Genomic DNA, 17692 nt, shown 5'->3' with positions numbered 1-17692 from the left:
AGCACTTCAATTTAGAGTCGGGCCGTCAATCGGAGATTAAATACACGAGTCGTCATAAAATTAGGAATTCCATATTGATTTTTGGTGTAAGCATCGCGCACCCAAGTATTGGTAATGGCATTCTGGTTGTTAAACATATTAAATACCTCAAATCCTAACGACAAATCTTGGAACTTTCGCAACCAATGGCTGGCGGGACGTTGCGCGTTGCGCTCGGTAAACACGTAAAAGAATCCTACATCCGCACGACGATAATCACGTAAACGCGTTTGATATACATAGGCATCGGCATACGATGGGGAACCTCCGGGTAAACCTGTGTTGTAAACAATATTCATGTATATTTTTACATTCGGAATATTGGGCATATAGTCTTGGAACAAAATTCCAAACTTCAACCGTTGATCGGTGGGACGCGCAATGTAGCCTCGATTATTTTGATTCTCCTCAGTTTTCATATATCCAAAGGTAAACCACGATTCGGTTCCTTTGACAAACTCACCGTTCAAACGAACATCCAATCCGTAGGCATAAGCAACTGCATCGTTATTGGCTCGGTAGCGAATACGCACATTTTCCAACGTATAGGTATTGACATCATCCATGGCCTTGTAATACAATTCAGAAACCAATTTGAAAGGACGATTCCACATGGAAAACCCGTAATCATTGGCCAACACAAAATGCAGGGATTGTTGGGCTTTCACCCGCGGTTGTACCACCCCACTCATATCGCGTAATTCCCTGTAAAACGGGGGCTGGTAATAAAATCCTGTCGAAAATCGAAACAACATGTCTTTGTTATCTAACTTGTACGCGAGTTGCACACGGGGACTGAATACGGTTTGCATTACGGTTTCTAAACCACGACCTGAAACAGTCCAATTGTGCGCGCGAACGCCTGCCGTAGCATACAACATGCCCCGTCGAACGCGTGTTCTTGTGTTCCATTGCGCAAACGCCGAAAGACGGTTGATATCGACAAAATTGGTGGCACGCACGTTTTGAAAAGGAACCAAGGGACCCACATAAGGATTGTACGGCTGATCATTGGGAATATCAACCACCGGCGGATTAATCGAGAAACCGGCCGAGTCAATAACTTCCCATTCAACCAAACGATCTCTAAAATTTTCATGGGTAAACTTAGCCCCCCAATCAAAGCGATGCTTGCGATTTTCATTGTGCGACCCCTTGATTTCAAAGTTCATGATCAAAGCATCGAGGTTATTGCGCGCATGATTTAACTGCGACCCAATGGCGCGGTTAAAAGTGACATTTCCAAAAGTTTCCGATCCAATGTTGGCATCCACTTCACCCAAAAAATACGAGGCATCAATATCAAAATATTCCTGTTCTTGGGTATGAAAGGCCGAAGCTATAATTTTATACGTTGTATTTTCATTCACTTGATAAACCGACTTGAAGGCGCCAAATAAGGTTTGGTAACGGTCATCTTCTTGCCCTTCATAAAAAATCTGCAAGGCTATGGGTTCGTCCAAGGTACCAAAATTCGTTTGGCGGGTTAAAGGCTGATAATTGTAGCGATTGTACGAAGCATTTCCAAGGAAGCTGTGGTTCCATTTGCCTCCAGGCATAAAATTGATATTCACTTGAGCATCCATGAAACGCGGACGGAAATTGGTTTGCGTTTCCTGGCTGTTCACGAGCAAAGAGTTGTCACGGTACCGTAATCCACCAATTGCACTCCATTTTTTATCTTTTGAAATTCCTTCTACCGATAAAGCACCACCCAAAAAACTCGCTTCCATAGAAGCGCCAAACTTTTCTGGATTACGGTAAGTTATGTCAAGTACCGAGGACATTTTATCCCCGTATTTCGCTTCAAATCCCCCTGCAAAAAAATCAATTTTTTGGGTCAAATCACTATTCACAAAACTCAATCCTTCTTGCTGACCCGAGCGAATTAAAAACGGACGATAGACTTCAATTTCATTAACATACACCAAATTTTCATCGTAATTTCCCCCGCGAACGCTGTATTGCGAACTCATGTCGCTGTTGGAACTCGCTCCAAGAATTTTCAGTACATTTTCGACTCCAGCATTCAATCCGGGAATACGCCTTACCACTTGCGGATCCACACTAATGATCCCGCGCGCTCGGGGACGTATTCCAGTGATGACAACCCCTTCGAGTTGTTCTTGCTCACTATCCATGACGGGGTTAAACTCGAGAATCTCTTGAGGCTTTACCTGAAAATTGGCGGTAATGGACTTAAAAGCAACGTGTTTGAACCGGACGGTAATCTTTCGGTCGGCTGGAATTTCAATTACATAAAATCCGTTGGCATCCGAAGTCACTGAAATCATATCATAGGATATGTTGGCACCTTCAATGGGTTTGTTGTTTTCATCCAAAACCACACCCGTTATCTTTCCGGTTTGTGCCATGGAAACTGTGGTCACTGCAAGTAACAAAAGACCAATTAAATAGTTGGGTAACGACAAAATGAGTTATTTTTTTGGATTTCGGTTAAACGTGGATTCAAATATAGTTGAATTTCCAACATGGTCAACGACTTCGACTTTCAAATTATTGTCTCCCGCTTTCAAAAAGCGCTCTTCAAAAACATGAGTAATCCGTTTTAACTTCGGATCGTATTCAAATAAAACCCATTCGCCATTGAGGAACCCGTTGACTTTGGCCACCCCCGATTGTTCATCGGAAATCGTGAGTTGCAAAGCATTTAGTCCCGACCAATCTTTGTTTTTTGGCGGTTTAAACCAAGTTATTTTGGGCGGTAATACATCCTGTACCAATTGAAATTTGCCTAATGTTTTGGTACGAATCGAGAAATTAGCCCCTTCAACATTAGTGGGATTATACCCGAAGCGAGTCCCCTGAACGGTTGCGATGTAGGTTTTGGCTCTTAAGGCGGTGGGAATTGATTCATTTTTCCATGTCAGTGTAAAACTTTGGTGCAATGGAACGATATCCTCATGCAACTGAACCTGGTTGTTTTTTACGTCGAATTGAAAATAAAAATCATCGTAAAAGGTCTTCGCAGGAAAATACACCGAAACATTATCTTTTTCAAACAAAGCATCGGTTTGACACTTTATGAAAAAAGGTGTTTTGGGTGTTGGATCGGCTATTTTTGCGGGAGCATTAGAATAGGAAATGGGCAGGGTAATAACGGTTTGATTTCCGTTAAAGTCGGCGACTTCTATACGGGCTGTAGTGGTCAAATTAGGGGTCACCGTAAGGAGTCCTCCGGCCTTTATATTGCGTAAATTGGACCAAGCATAGGGGTAGTTGTAAAACAATTTTTGAAAACGCTGTTTGGTTTTTTTGTAGCGTTCATAATCGATATAGGCATTGATATAGCGGGCTTCATCAAAGACCATTTGATCAAAAAGGACTTCAAAATTAGGCTGACCGTTGTAGTACAAACGGGTTTGGTAGGTGCCATTGTTATTAAACGACACATCATCGCGATCATAGGCATTGATGGCAAAACCTAGGGTCCCTGAAGCTTGGACTTTTTGGGCAATATACGTCCCATCGGCTTGCAAAGAAAGGTTCAACAAAACGGGGCGTTTGGATTCATTGACCACTGCATCGGGGCCTACGGGATAAACCATCACATTGGCTACAGTAGGTGCTTTGGTATCTTTGATGACCAATCCAAAAAACAAGGGATTAATAATTTGCTCCGTTTTGGAATCGCGAATTTCAAAATGCAAATGTGGTCCTTCAGAACCGCCTGTGTTGCCCGACAACGCGATGAGTTCCCCTTTTTTGACAGGCAGTTCCCCCGGCTTAAAGTAGGCTTCTACGGCAAAAGACTTCGCTTCGTATTGCAGTGCTTGGATTTTAGCTTCAAAAACACCAACTGCTTTCTGCAAATGTCCGTACACGGAAGTATAACCGTTAGGATGCGTGATGTATAATGCTTTCCCATAGCCATTGGTAGCAATTTTAATGCGTGAGATATAGCCCTCGGCAGCAGCATATACTGGTAGCCCTTCACGTTGTTGTGTTTTGAAATCAAAACCCGCATGAAAATGATTGGGACGCAATTCCCCAAAATTACCTGAAAGCTGTAAGGGTATCGTGAGCGGAGATTGGAAATAATCTTGTGGATACGGTTGAGCGATTAAGTAAGTAATTGAACACCAAAAAAATAACAAACTGCGCATAGATAAAGGTCTTTGGGCTAAAATAGCAAAAGGGATTGGGAGATGAAAATATTTGCTGTTAAGAATTTACAAAATACTGAATGGCAAAAGTTTAGCAAATCGCTTCAAAATAAATTGTATTTTTTATCGTTTTTGTTGGTTAAATACCCCGATAGTTATAAATTTGTGGGATTAAGTAACGAAAGGCGTCACCCATGAGTGAAATCAAAGAAATCATTGATGCACTGGAAAAAAAAGTGTTGCAATTGTGTGCCAAGGTAGACGATTTAGAAAAAAAAAACCGAGCATTACAGCAGCAGTTGCAGGATTCAACGCAAAGTTTAGCCCAACAACAAGCCACACATGCCCAGCTGATCAAAGATTTTGAAGCGCTCAAAATGACCAATTCGTTATTAGGCAGTGAAGAATATAAACGAGATACCAAGCTAAAAATCAATGCGCTCATTCGAGAAATCGACCATTGCATTGCCCAATTGGCTGATTAAATATGACCGATAAACTGAAAATCAAGTTATCGATAGCCGACCGTGTCTATCCGCTTACTGTTGACATGAGTCAAGAGGAAGGATTGCGCAGTGCTGCCAAAAAAATCGATGCGATGATTAAACAGTTTGAAGAAAACTATGCCGTTCGGGACAAACAAGATGTTTTGGCCATGTGTGCCTTGCAGTTTGCCTCACAGTTGGAACAGCAGAAATCAGTCGATACGGTAGTCGATACAGAGTCAATTGACCGATTAGCCCGTTTGAATAATGCTTTGGAAACCTATCTCAACCGCTAGAAACAACGTTCTTTTGGATTAAAATACTGCCTACATTAGTTCATTTTTGGTAAACTCAACACTAATAAATTCAAATGAGCAAATCGTCGCTACTATAGCATGCCCGCTCGACGGGAAGCCAGAACAGCGAGCTAGCTCAAAACTTGTCTTTACGAGTTTATACAAGCAACTAATGTGGGCTTTTTTTATATATAACATTACAAAACCATGAGTATAGTAGAAGTAATAATCGGCCTAGTGGTCGGATTAGCCAGCGGCTTTGGTGTCGCGAAAATGCTAGAGCGCAGCAATGTCTCCGCTTTGATTAAGAATGCCAAAAAAGAAGCTGCGTCGACTTTAAAAGATGCCAGTTTAGAAGCTGAAAACCTTAAAAAAGACAAATTACTGCAGGCAAAAGAGAAGTTTTTAGAATTGAAAGCCGAGCACGAAAAAGAGATTTTAGCCAAAGACAAAAGAATGGCTGAAGTTGAAAAACGCATCCGCGATAAAGAATCGCAAGTTTCCAGTGAATTGGCCAAAACCAAAAAACTCAATGATGATTTTGAAGCAAAGGCCAAAGAATACGAAACCAAGATTGAAATCTTAGACAAAAAGCATCAAGAAGTCGAAAAGATGCACAAAAGTCAAGTGGAGCAATTGGAAGTTATTTCGGGATTGTCGGCTGAAGATGCCAAAGAACAATTGGTGGAAAGTTTGAAAGCGGAAGCCAAAACCAAAGCGATGGCCCACATTCAGGAAACTATTGAAGAGGCCAAATTAACCGCACAACAAGAAGCAAAAAAGGTAATCATCAGCACTATTCAACGTGTGGGTACAGAAGAAGCGGTTGAAAACTGCGTATCGGTCTTCAACATCGAATCCGATGACGTTAAAGGACGCATCATTGGTCGTGAAGGGCGGAACATTCGTGCGTTGGAATCGGCAACAGGTGTGGAAATCATTGTAGACGATACCCCTGAGGCAATTATCCTATCGTGTTTTGACCCTGTGCGTCGTGAAATTGCTCGTTTATCCTTGCATAAACTGGTAACCGACGGTCGAATTCACCCTGCCCGTATTGAAGAAGTCGTGGCGAAAACAACCAAACAAATTGAAGATGAAATCATCGAGGTAGGAAAACGTACGGTGATTGATTTAGGAATTCATGGATTGCATCCGGAGTTGATTAAAATTGTAGGGCGCATGAAATACCGTTCTTCTTACGGTCAAAACTTGTTACAACACTCTCGCGAAGTAGCGAAGTTGTGTGGGATTATGGCCGCTGAATTAGGATTGAATGTAAAACTAGCCAAGCGTGCTGGTTTACTCCACGATATTGGTAAGGTACCCGACGCCGAAAGTGATTTACCACACGCATTGTTGGGTATGCAATGGGCTGAAAAGTATGGGGAGAAAGAAGAAGTTTGCAATGCTATTGGAGCACACCACGATGAAATCGAAATGAAGTATTTGATTTCACCGATTATCCAAGTTTGTGATGCGATTTCTGGAGCTCGTCCAGGCGCCCGTCGACAAGTATTGGATTCTTATATCCAGCGTTTGAAAGATCTAGAAGCTATTGCTTTTGGATTCCACGGGGTGAAAAATGCTTATGCCATTCAAGCGGGCCGTGAATTGCGTGTGATTGTGGAAAGTGAAAAAGTTACCGACGATATGGCCGCTAAACTTTCGTTTGAAATCTCACAGAAAATTCAAACAGAAATGACCTATCCTGGCCAAGTAAAGATTACGGTAATTCGTGAAACTCGTGCCGTGAATATTGCCAAATAAGAAAAACTATGATTAAAAAGAAAGGGAACCCTTCATTGGTGTTCCCTTTTTTTATGTAAACTAACTGGCGCTGGTTAGCATCTCTTCAAATTCTTTGGTCGTTATGGGTTTGAAATAATAATCCTTCACTTCCTCTTTGTATTGCTTTGAACGGTCGATATCGGTGGAGTCGTTGGAAGAACTGACTAAATATACCGTGATATCTTTCGACATATTTTTTTTTAGTTTTCGAAACTCATCCAAAAACTGCCATCCGTCGTAAACAGGCATATTGATGTCTAAGAGAATTAAATCGGGTTCTTTTTCGGTTTTCAATACATTTTTCAACCCGTCAATCGCTTCCAATCCGTTAAAAAAGAACTGAGCCTCAGCTTCGATATTACATTTATTAAATAATTTTTTAATAACAAAGTGATAAACTAAATCGTCATCAACGACAAAAATGTTATTGAATTTCATTCGAAAAGTTGATTTTGAAAGTGGTTCCTACATTAACTTGACTCTCTACTTCGATACTACCGCCCATAGATTCGATTTGGTTTTTGGTGATAAACAAACCGATACCACGGGCATTGGGATGCTGATGAAACGTTTTATACATTCCAAACAATTTCTCGCCGTATTTTTCCAAATTGATACCCACACCATTATCTTGGATGAGCAACACCAATTTACCATGCTCCTTTTGGAGCGAATACCGAATTTCGGGTGGTCTGTTGGGATGTGCATACTTAATGGCATTGGTGGTAAAATTTAAAAAGATACTTTCCAAATAGGCTGGGTTAAATTGTACCGTTTCGTAAGCATCTACCAAATTTACGATATTTACATTATGGTCTTTAATTTCTTTACTTAAAAGTTCGAGGGTATGATTTAAAAAAGCATTTAAATTCAAATTCTCTTTTTTATGAATAATCGTACTCTGAATGTCCACCAGTTCTTTTAAATGATCGATGGTTTCGGACAAGGCTTTTGAAGTGGTTTTTAAAAACCCGAAACACTCTTCTTTTTGGAGAACATCATCTGTTTCATCCATAATATTGATTAACATCTTAAAATTACCCGTGTGCGAGCGAAGGTTGTGTGAAACGATATGTGCAAAATTGAGCAATCGATTGTTTTGTTTGGAGATAATCTCCATATGGGTTTGCAAAGCTTGTTCTTCCTCCTTTTCCGAAGTAACATCAGTATGCACGCCTATAATTCGCAACGGATTACCTTGTGCATCGCGTTCGATTATCTTTCCTTTACTTCGAATCCAGCGGTAAACGCCATGTTTAGTGAGTACACGCTTGGTATTCTCAAAATAAGACGTTTGCCCATTACTATGGTTTCCAATTTCTTGCTTGTATAGCGGATAATCGTCGGGGTGAATGCGCTCATCCCACTTGGAATTGGTTACCAAATCATCGCTAACATCAAAATCCAAAATGGCCAGCGATTCTTTGGAAAAGTAAATCCGATCGGTAGCCACATTATAATCCCAAACCCCGTAATTAGAGGCTTCCAATGCAAATTGATAGCGCGCTTCCGATTCGACAATACGAAACTCGCGTTGCTTTATATCGGTAATGTCAGTTAAACTTCCTATAAATATAGCATCGCCGTTTTCATCAATATCAATGGTTGCTTTGGCTTTAAACCATAAAACACCGCGGGATCGAAATACTACGCGAAATTCATGATTCCAATTTTCACTTGTGTCTTTGGCCGCTAAAATTGATTGTAAAAAAAGAGTCCAATCTTCTGGATGAATTCGACTTTTTATCACCTCAAAAGGATTGGAGGCAATTTCAAATCGATTGACTTCAAAAAAAGTAATGATGCTTTTGTTGAGATACGTAAAGAAAAACTCTTGCTGAACAGTTACGGATATTTGAAATATTAAATCGGGTATCAGATTTAATATCCGCTTGTGGTAATTGTACTGTATAGCACTAAACCGTGGGTTGGCGGCTAAGTTTGTGGTCATAGTTGTAGGTTTTGGGGCGTTTGGTTTCATTTTTCTACTTGAGGGGTAAAAGAAGGAAACCAAATCTAACAAAACATACGATATAAAGTACATTTTTATCGACAAAATGCATATAACTATCGAAAAGCAACTTGTTTTGTAAGATTTATTTTACTTTATTTTTTTGCGCGGATGAAATTGATGCATAATTTGGGTTAAATGTCTACGATCCAAGTGCACATATACTTCGGTGGTGGTAATTGATTCATGTCCCAACATCATTTGTATAGCCCGTAAATCGGCGCCATTTTCCAGCAAATGTGTGGCAAAGGAGTGCCGAAAGGTGTGTGGGCTAATCTTTTTTTGTAAATGTATGGCCTGTGCTAAGTCTTTAATAATGGTAAAAATCATAGCACGGGTAAGGGCTTTCCCTCGACGATTTAAAAACAAGGTATCTTCAAATCCTTTCTGAATGGGAACATGAACACGAACCTCTCGTCGATACCGTTCGATGCATTGTAAGGTGAAGGTTGCCAACGGCACAAAACGTTGTTTATTCCCTTTTCCCGTTACTTTTAAAAAACCTTCTTCGGCAAAGATGTCCGAAATTTTTAGCGATACTAGTTCGGATACGCGTAATCCGCAGCCGTAGAGTACTTCCAGCATGGTCTGGTTGCGTTCGCCTTCGGGTTTGGACAAATCGATAGCCGCTATCAAACGATCAATTTCAACCGTACTCAATGTATCGGGAAGTTTACGACCCAAACGCGGCGTTTCAATCAATTCCATTGGACTGTCACCGCGGAGGTTTTCGACGAGTAGATAATTAAAAAACGACTTAAGTCCACTGATCAATCGGGCCTGTGAACGCGCATTCAATTCTTTGGAAACGGCATAGACAAAGGCCTGAATATGTTGGGAAGTTATGGTTAAAGGAGAAACTTCAGGGTGGTGTTCTGCCAAAAAAGCACACAGCCGTTCCAAATCAAAACGATAACTTGCCAACGTATTGGGCGACATCCCACGCTCCAAACGCAGGTAATCGTTATAAGATTTAAGGTAGGCTTTCCATTGCATGGGTTAAAGATACAAAACAAAAAAGCCACCCCGAAGGATGGCTTTATTTAATATCAGTTAACTTTTACAAATTAGAATTTGTAGATTAAACCAAATGAAGGTGTATCAAAAAAGTTTTTAAATACGTTAGCTTCTAATTCTAATGTATTTGTTTTTGCATCACCAGTTTTTTCAGTAGAATAGCTGATTACATTAGCTAATCTAAAATCAATAGCTAAGTTAGGAGTAACAAAGTAGTTAATACCTAAACCACCACCAATTTCGAAAGTGTTAGTTTTATCAGCAGGTGAACCACCATTGTCGTCTGAACCAATTCCAAAACCAAAGTTAGTGTAGGTTTTGAAACGCTCACCCATGTTTAAGAAATAGTAACGACCACCAACGTTTAAACCAAAAGTATTAGTCTTAGTTGTTCCGTTATCAGTATTACCTAAAGACAAACCTGCAGTCAATGCAAAGTTGTCAGTTAAAAAATAACCTACTTCAGGAGAAATTTCGTAACCTGAAGTTGTAACAGATGTAGTTCCGTTGTCATTTTTCTCACTTGAGTAAGAAACTAAACCACCTACAAAGATGTTTCCTTCAGAAAAACCAAACCCTTTAGATTCTTTTTTGTCTTGAGCATTAGCAGCAGAAAATGCAAGTACTGCAGCTAGAGAAAGAATAATTTTTTTCATGTTCTATTTTGTTTAAAATTATTGAGACAAATTTAAAACGATTCTTAGCGGAAAGTTTTTAACTTAAAAATGGAGTTATCAACATAGTTGTTAACATTAACATCCGTTTAAAGCATTCAAAAACAATTTGTTAAACGTTTTTTAGTCATTTTTACGGAATTCAAAAAATTAGAAAAAATCGAAAAACACCTCTCAAAATGCAGATTTACCGTACATTTAGTTGGTAAAATTGATGTTAATTTACCCTTTTACAACTATGAACAAGCCTTTGCAAGTAATGATTATCAACGGACCCAACCTGAACTTATTGGGCAAGAGAGAGCCTGAAGTATATGGAAATCAAGATTTTGAGTCTTTTTTAGCTTCCCTTAAAGTACAATTCCCATCGGTTGCATTTCACTATTTCCAAAGCAATATCGAGGGAGAACTCATTAATTGCATCCATGAATGCGGCTTTACGTTTGACGCCATTATTCTTAACGCGGGTGCCTATACGCACACGTCCATCGGTCTAGGAGATGCCGTTAAAGGTGTAACAACTCCGGTCATTGAAGTACATATATCCAATACCTATGCGCGCGAAAGCTTCCGGCATCAATCCTTTATTGCGCCACATGCCGCAGGAGTTATCGTGGGTTTTGGGTTAAAAAGTTACACCTTAGCCGTTCAAAGTTTATTGCATTAACCCTATGAAAAACATCATTTTTACACTCGCTGTACTTTGGAGTACATTAACCTTTAGCCAAATCAAAGGAAGAGTTTCCGACCAAAAAGGGCAACCCATTGCTTTTGCCAATATCTATGTACAAGACACCTATATAGGTACTACTTCCAACGACAACGGTCACTATGAAATTTATCCCAAGCAAAATGGGACTTATGTCATCCTGTTTCAATTTTTAGGATATAAAACCGAAAAGCGTGTTGTTGAATATACAGGAAAAAGAGAAACCTTAGATGTTGTTTTGCAAACGGAAGACATTCAATTGAACGAAGTAGTTATCGATACAAAAGTAAATCCCGCCATCGCCATTATCAAACAAGCCATCGCCAACCGCAAAGCCAACGGCGCCAAGACGGGACAATTCACCTGCGATTTTTATTCCAGAGGTATTTTTCGAGTGAAAAATCTCCCCAAAAAATTTATGGGACAAAAAATTGATTTCTTGGATGAAGTCATCGACTCCACACGTAGTGGTATTTTATACCTTTCGGAAACGGTGTCTAAACTCACTTTTCAAAAGCCTGATAAATTGAAGGAAGTCATTGTCGCTTCGAAAGTAAGTGGTCAAGATAATGGATTCAGCTTTAATAATGCGGCGCAAGCCAACTTTGATTTTTATGAAAACTATATTGAAATCAATGCCAAAGCCATCTCCCCTATTGCCGACAACGCCTTCAATTACTACCGCTATACTTTTGAAGGATCGTTTGCCGATGAAAACAATCACCTGATTAATAAGATTAAAGTGACCCCAAAACGGATGAGTGAACCTGCGTTTGAAGGGTACATTTATATCGAAGACCAAGACTATGCCATCTATGCGATTGACCTCAGTATTAAAGGAAGTCAATCTCAAAATCCAGCTCTAAATACACTGCATTTTAAACAAAGTTTTAGCTACAACAACAAAACCAAGGTGTGGACCAAAAACACGCAAACCTTGGATTTTGATGCGGGGATGCTAGGGTTTAATTTCAACGGCCGCTTTACCTATGTGTATTCTAATTTTGATTTCCCCAAACAATTAGAACGACGCACCTTTACCGCCGAAGTACTCAAGTTTGAAGAGAATGCCAACAAAAAAGACGATACATTTTGGAATACCATTCGCCCGGTTCCTTTGACGTCGGAGGAAAGCACCGACTATGTCAAAAAAGAAATGCTGCAAACCAAACGCAAGTCGCAACCCTATTTGGATTCCATTGATCGTAAACGAAATAAATTCAAATGGATGGATGTGTTGATGGGGTACACCTATTCGAATTCATTCAAAGATCGCTCGTTTTCGTACGAAGGTCCGGCCTTCAATACCGCCTTCAATACGGTTCAAGGATGGAAAACCCAAATTGGTTTCAACTTTACACAACGAAATGAAGAGAAACGAACCTTTTATCGCATAGGCACCCGTTTGGATTATGGATTTTCGGAAGATCGTTTGCGTTTTTCGGCTTCGTACACCCAAAAGCTAGACAACATACAAAACTCCTTTTTATTTATAAGCGGTGGCTCAACCGTCAATCAATTCAACCCTGCCAATCCGATAACTGATAATATCAACTCAATCAGCTCCTTGTTTTTCAAAAACAATTTCATGAAACTTTATGAAAAAAATACGCTGGCGGTGGGCTATAGTGGTGAAATTGTGAACGGTTTCCGATTGAATGCCAATGTGGAATACGCCGATCGAAAGCCGCTGTTCAATACCACTTTTCAAGCTTCTGTTAAATCAGACGACGTGTACACGTCCAACAATCCTTTATTACCCTTTGATGAATTAACGCCGGCGTTTACCCGTCATCAATTGATGAAAGCATCGTTTACAGGGCGTTTCAATTTTGGGCAAAAATATTGGACCCGACCCGATGGAAAATTCAATATAGGGAACGACGACTATCCTACCCTTTTTGTAACCTATGAAAAAGGATTTGCAGCGAGTGAAAAACAATACGAATTTGACTTTATATCGGCACGAATTTACCAAGAGTTAAGTCTGGGAAACAAAGGCGAATTGGTTTACAACCTTAAATCGGGTAAATTTTTCAATGCCGAAAACATAGCGTTTCCCGATTTCAAGCATTTCAATGGGAATCAAACGCACGTGGCCGGCGGTGGACGCTATACCAATGTTTTTAATAATTTACCTTATTATAGTGCTAGTACCAACGATGCTTTTATTGAATTGCACATGGAGCACAACGACCAAGGCTATTTAATGAATAAAATTCCATTACTCCAAAAGCTAAATACGCAATTGGTATTGGGCTATCATAATTTATCGGTCCCAAATCGCGCTCCTTATCATGAGTTTACGATTGGTTTGGATAATTTGGGATTCAAAAAATTTAAAATCCTACGCATCGATTATGTTCGTTCGTACCAAAGTGGCTTTGTGAGTGACGCGGTTATTTTCGGATTGAAATTATTGAATATCGTAGAATAACTAAAAAACATCACACGCAAAACGAAATAAGGTAGCCACTACCACAAGCATAAACACGCGACGTATGAATTGATTTCCGCGAGCCACGGCGGTTTTGGCACCGATCCATCCGCCTAGCGCATTGGCAAAAGCCATAGGAATTGCGATACTCCAGATAATTTTCCCTTTGGCGATAAAAAGGATAATCGACCCCAAATTGGTCGCCAAGTTAACCACTTTGGCATGGGCGGAAGCGTGTAAAAAATCGAAACCGAGTAAAACGATGCAACCCAGCACCAAAAAACTTCCCGTACCTGGGCCGATAAATCCGTCATAAAAACCCACTACCAACGCCAATACAAGTCCGATGATTTTTAGTTTAAACGGTGAAAGGGACGGTGTGCTGCGCTGCCCAAAATCTTTTTTCACCCACGTATATCCAGCAATCCCGATAAGCACAAATAGCAACACGGGTTTCATAAAGGCATTATGAACTCGCGTCAACAACCATGACCCGATGCAAGAGGCCGAAAAAGCTACGATAGCCATGGGAATAAGCAACTTCAAACGTAAAGTAACTTGTTGCATGTATTGGCGTGCGGCCATGAAGGTTCCACTAAATGCAGGGACTTTGAGTGTTCCAACCACGGTGGCTACAGATTCATTGGGCAACAAAATTAATCCTACGGGGGTTTGAATCAACCCGCCGCCGCCCACCACCGCATCGACAAATCCTGCGAAGAAAGCTGCAATACAAAGAATTATGATTGTATAGATTTCCATTTATACAAAAATTCCAAATTCCAAAATCCAAATTCCAAACGGTAACTAGTCGTTTTGGAATTTGGAGATTCAAATAGTGGAATTTGGAATTATAAAGATTGGAATTTATGAATTTATACACGTACAATATTGGCTCCTAAAGCGCGTAAACGTTCGTCAATACGTTCGTACCCGCGATCAATTTGCTCAATATTTTGAATTGTTGACGTTCCTTTGGCCGATAAAGCCGCAATCAACAAGGAAATCCCCGCACGAATATCGGGCGATGACATTGTGGTTGCTTTCAATTGCGACTTGAAGTTATGCCCCATAACCACAGCGCGGTGTGGATCGCATAACATAATTTTGGCTCCCATGTCAATTAATTTATCGACAAAGAACAAACGGCTTTCAAACATTTTTTGGTGAATAAGCACATCGCCATTGGCTTGGGTCGCCACAACCAAAACAATACTTAGCAAGTCGGGAGTAAATCCAGGCCAAGGCGCATCGGCAATGGTAAGGATAGAACCGTCGATATCGGTTTTGATTTCATAGCCATTTTCATGGGTAGGAATATAAATATCATCGCCACGTCGTTCTAAGGTAATCCCCAATTTGCGGAACACGTTGGGAATGACGCCTAAATTATCCCAGCTTACGTTTTTGATAGTGATTTCACTGCGGGTCATCGCAGCAAGGCCGATCCAACTTCCAATTTCAATCATATCGGGAAGAATACGGTGTTCGCATCCGCCTAAACTTTCTACGCCTTCAATTGTTAATAGATTGGAACCAACACCCGTTATTTTGGCGCCCATGGAATTCAACATTTTACACAATTGTTGTAAATACGGTTCACAGGCAGCGTTGTAGATGGTAGTGATTCCCTCGGCGAGTACTGCTGCCATCACGATATTAGCGGTTCCTGTAACAGAGGCTTCGTCGAGTAACATATAGGTTCCTTTCAAACGCTCTTGCGTTTCAACCCCATAGAAATGGTCCTCACGCTCGTAACGGAACTTGGCGCCCAAGTTGATAAAGCCTTCAAAGTGTGTATCTAAACGGCGCCGTCCGATTTTATCGCCACCTGGTTTGGGAATATATCCTTTGCCAAAACGCGCCAATAAAGGTCCGACAATCATAATGGAACCGCGCAACGACCCGCCTTCTTTTTTGAAAGCTTCAGTTTCGAGGTAGCCCACATTGACCTCATCGGCTTGAAAGGTAATCGAACCGGGGCCGTTTTTTTGGATTTTTACCCCTAAATTTCCCAGAAGGGTGATTAATTTATTGACGTCAATAATATCGGGGATGTTATTGATAGTTACTTTTTCGGGGGTGAGTAAAACGGCACATAAAATTTGTAGTGCTTCGTTTTTTGCGCCTTGTGGCGTAACGTCTCCTTTCAAGCGGATACCGCCTTCAATTTTGAATGTTCCCATGGTGAAGTAAAAAGCCTGTTGGCCGTTTTCTATTAGTTTTTATTATTGTTTTTTTTGATGAATTTTTTTCCGTTGTTCAAATTCTTTTTGAATCCACCTTTGTGTTTTTGCATCGGCTGTTGGGCCTTATTGGACATTTTTTTGTTGGTGCGAATCAAATCGGTGGTGGTCGACAACTCTTCGGCACTTTGCGACAAATTGATGCGTCCGCCGGAGAGTTCATACAAATGCTCAAAAATCACTTGATCGGTGACGGTATCTTTGTTCCAACTCAAATACGATTTTTTCATGTGGTTGGCGATGACCATGATTAAAGCACTTTTGAGTTCGCCCTCTTCCCACGAATTGGCTACATCAATCATGGAGGTGATGTTATTGCCATAAAAGCGGTACTTAGGATTCTTCTGCGGATACGGCAGCGGGTCGGGCTTGAGGTTAATGACTTCGCGTGTGGGGATGGGATAGGGTGAATCGACATCCAATTGAAAATCGGACATGATAAAAATTTGATCCCACAATTTGTGTTGAAAATCGGGCACATCGCGTAAATGCGGATTCAAGGTCCCCATTACGTTAATCACATAACGTGCGGCGCGGTTTCGTTCGTCACGGTCTTGAATAGCGACTACGTGATCGATTAATTTTTGCAAATGACGGCCGTATTCGGGGATGAATAAAGGCGATCGTTCGGCGTTGTATTCGAGGTGTTGCACGGTATCGTGTGCATTTTCTTTGATGTATTTTGGTACCATACTAAAGGGATATAATGCCTTCAACGGTTGATACTTCTAGATATTTCGCAATAACTGCGTCGGGGGATTCCATGACGACATTGACCGAAATACTGGTAAAATTACCGTTTTTAGACTGTTGGGTTTTAATGACGGCTCCGAGGTTGTCGAAGGCGTTCTCTACCGCCTGAATTTTTTGCGTATCGGTAGGGACAATAAATTTGTATAAATAAACACCCGGCCAAGAAGAAGTGGTTTGCAATTCCTCTTTGAGGCGAATGTAAAAAGCTTCCGTTTTTTTATCCATCATCATTAAATAAGGGCAAATATACGCTATTTGAGGTTAGTTTTTCAATGCTTTTCAAGGGAATTATACCTCTTGATTTATGGCCAAAAAAATCTTTTTTTCGCCTTTGTTCTCGCCGCGTGAGGGATGGAGGGATTGTTGAAGCTCGCCCGAGGGACGAGGGAAGCGACTCCCGACAGCCCGGTCCCGACGGTAGGCACACCCTAAAATCGCACAAAACTTTCTTTCGGGACACGCCCAAAACAAGCCTATGTACAACGAAAAATTGATGTTTTTCGTATACAAATGCGATGACAATTCGATACATTTGCGGTTTATTTTGTTTAAAAAAATGAAACCTCAACTTATCGTCATCACGGGTGGTCCGGGCACTGGAAAAACAACCATTATTGAGCATATGGTAGCGGATGAGCATTGTTGTTACCCTGAAATATCGCGTCAAATTACTTTAGAGGCGCGTAAACAAGGGATTGAGCAACTGTTTTTGGAGCAACCCTTGTTGTTTAGTGAATTGTTGCTTGAAGGGAGAAAAAAGCAATACTTTTCGGCTCAGGAGGAAATCCAAACCCCTATTTTTTTAGACCGTGGGATTCCTGATATTTTGGCGTACATGCACTACATTGGCGACAGCTATCCTGTTTTTTTTGAGGAAGCTTGTGCGGGACACCGGTATGATAAAGTTTTTATTTTACCCCCATGGGAAGCCATTTATGTGAGTGATGAAGCGCGTTACGAGAATTTTGAACAAGCGCAGTTGATTTACCGTCATTTACAAGAAACCTATCGCCATTTTGGATACAGTCCGATTGAGGTTCCCTTGGGTCCTGTAGCCGATCGGGTGGCATTTATCCTGAATGAGTTGTAATATTCCTGTATCTTTGT

16 protein-coding genes are annotated in these 17692 nt (G+C 40.7%); 6 read left to right on the top strand and 10 right to left on the bottom strand.

What is annotated here, in order from left to right; genetic code table 11:
* Positions 1–11: 11 nt before the first annotated feature.
* Together ABWO12_RS03740 and ABWO12_RS03735 are read right to left on the bottom strand one after the other, a co-directional pair.
* Positions 12–2471, bottom strand: coding sequence for a TonB-dependent receptor (locus ABWO12_RS03740; RefSeq protein ID WP_502902905.1), 2460 nt, complete (start codon positions 2469–2471; stop codon positions 12–14).
* Positions 2472–2477: 6 nt separating this feature from the next.
* Positions 2478–4166 carry a M23 family metallopeptidase gene (locus tag ABWO12_RS03735; RefSeq protein WP_353087339.1) on the bottom strand — a complete coding sequence of 563 codons (1689 nt, stop codon included), beginning with the start codon at positions 4164–4166 and terminating at the stop codon, positions 2478–2480.
* A 194-nt stretch (positions 4167–4360) separates the two neighbouring features.
* On the opposite strand from ABWO12_RS03735, the gene ABWO12_RS03730 reads away from it, so the two are divergent.
* From ABWO12_RS03730 to rny, 3 genes are all read left to right on the top strand, one after another.
* On the top strand, positions 4361–4651 hold the full coding sequence (locus ABWO12_RS03730; RefSeq protein ID WP_353087338.1) for a coiled-coil domain-containing protein: 291 nt from the start codon (positions 4361–4363) through the stop codon (positions 4649–4651).
* 2 nt (positions 4652–4653) lie between these two features.
* Entirely contained in the window at positions 4654–4947 is a 294-nt protein-coding gene (locus ABWO12_RS03725; RefSeq protein ID WP_353087336.1) for a cell division protein ZapA, read from the top strand.
* A 207-nt stretch (positions 4948–5154) separates the two neighbouring features.
* Positions 5155–6717: a ribonuclease Y gene (gene rny, locus ABWO12_RS03720; RefSeq protein ID WP_353087334.1), complete on the top strand. Its 1563-nt coding sequence runs from the start codon at positions 5155–5157 to the stop codon at positions 6715–6717.
* Positions 6718–6777: 60 nt separating this feature from the next.
* Here the strand turns inward: rny and ABWO12_RS03715 are convergent, their stop codons facing one another.
* From ABWO12_RS03715 to ABWO12_RS03700, 4 genes are all read right to left on the bottom strand, one after another.
* Positions 6778–7176, bottom strand: a complete 399-nt coding sequence (locus ABWO12_RS03715) for a response regulator (protein ID WP_353087332.1) — start codon at positions 7174–7176, stop codon at positions 6778–6780.
* Complete coding sequence (locus tag ABWO12_RS03710) at positions 7163–8689, bottom strand: sensor histidine kinase (RefSeq protein WP_353087330.1); 1527 nt, start codon at positions 8687–8689, stop codon at positions 7163–7165. Before ABWO12_RS03710 ends, ABWO12_RS03715 begins: the two co-directional genes overlap by 14 nt.
* 150 nt (positions 8690–8839) lie before the next feature.
* Positions 8840–9745 carry a site-specific tyrosine recombinase XerD gene (xerD, locus tag ABWO12_RS03705; RefSeq protein WP_353087328.1) on the bottom strand — a complete coding sequence of 302 codons (906 nt, stop codon included), beginning with the start codon at positions 9743–9745 and terminating at the stop codon, positions 8840–8842.
* A 71-nt stretch (positions 9746–9816) separates the two neighbouring features.
* Positions 9817–10422, bottom strand: coding sequence for an outer membrane beta-barrel protein (locus ABWO12_RS03700; protein ID WP_353087327.1), 606 nt, complete (start codon positions 10420–10422; stop codon positions 9817–9819).
* 268 nt (positions 10423–10690) lie between these two features.
* On the opposite strand from ABWO12_RS03700, the gene aroQ reads away from it, so the two are divergent.
* Both aroQ and ABWO12_RS03690 read left to right on the top strand, forming a co-directional pair.
* Entirely contained in the window at positions 10691–11107 is a 417-nt protein-coding gene (gene aroQ / locus ABWO12_RS03695) for a type II 3-dehydroquinate dehydratase (protein WP_353087383.1), read from the top strand.
* Between the two features lie 4 nt (positions 11108–11111).
* Positions 11112–13586 carry a DUF5686 and carboxypeptidase regulatory-like domain-containing protein gene (locus ABWO12_RS03690; protein ID WP_353087325.1) on the top strand — a complete coding sequence of 825 codons (2475 nt, stop codon included), beginning with the start codon at positions 11112–11114 and terminating at the stop codon, positions 13584–13586.
* Here ABWO12_RS03690 and ABWO12_RS03685 read toward each other — a convergent pair whose 3' ends face one another.
* The 4 genes from ABWO12_RS03685 to ABWO12_RS03670 form a co-directional block, all read right to left on the bottom strand.
* On the bottom strand, positions 13587–14348 hold the full coding sequence (locus tag ABWO12_RS03685) for a sulfite exporter TauE/SafE family protein (RefSeq protein WP_353087323.1): 762 nt from the start codon (positions 14346–14348) through the stop codon (positions 13587–13589).
* Between the two features lie 113 nt (positions 14349–14461).
* Positions 14462–15772, bottom strand: a complete 1311-nt coding sequence (gene murA / locus ABWO12_RS03680) for a UDP-N-acetylglucosamine 1-carboxyvinyltransferase (protein ID WP_353087321.1) — start codon at positions 15770–15772, stop codon at positions 14462–14464.
* 32 nt (positions 15773–15804) lie between these two features.
* On the bottom strand, positions 15805–16524 hold the full coding sequence (locus ABWO12_RS03675; RefSeq protein ID WP_353087319.1) for a DUF4290 domain-containing protein: 720 nt from the start codon (positions 16522–16524) through the stop codon (positions 15805–15807).
* A 1-nt stretch (position 16525) separates the two neighbouring features.
* A complete protein-coding gene (locus ABWO12_RS03670) occupies positions 16526–16810 on the bottom strand; it encodes a DUF493 family protein (RefSeq protein ID WP_502902906.1) in 285 nt (94 codons plus the stop codon).
* Positions 16811–17141: 331 nt separating this feature from the next.
* Between ABWO12_RS03670 and ABWO12_RS03665 the strand changes: the two genes are divergently transcribed.
* Complete coding sequence (locus ABWO12_RS03665; protein WP_353087316.1) at positions 17142–17675, top strand: AAA family ATPase; 534 nt, start codon at positions 17142–17144, stop codon at positions 17673–17675.
* Positions 17676–17692 lie beyond the last annotated feature (17 nt).

Origin of the sequence: Flavobacterium sp. (genome assembly GCF_040379285.1) — a bacterium.
Taxonomy (GTDB): domain Bacteria; phylum Bacteroidota; class Bacteroidia; order Flavobacteriales; family Flavobacteriaceae; genus Flavobacterium.
This window is presented reverse-complemented; position numbering and strand designations above follow the sequence as displayed.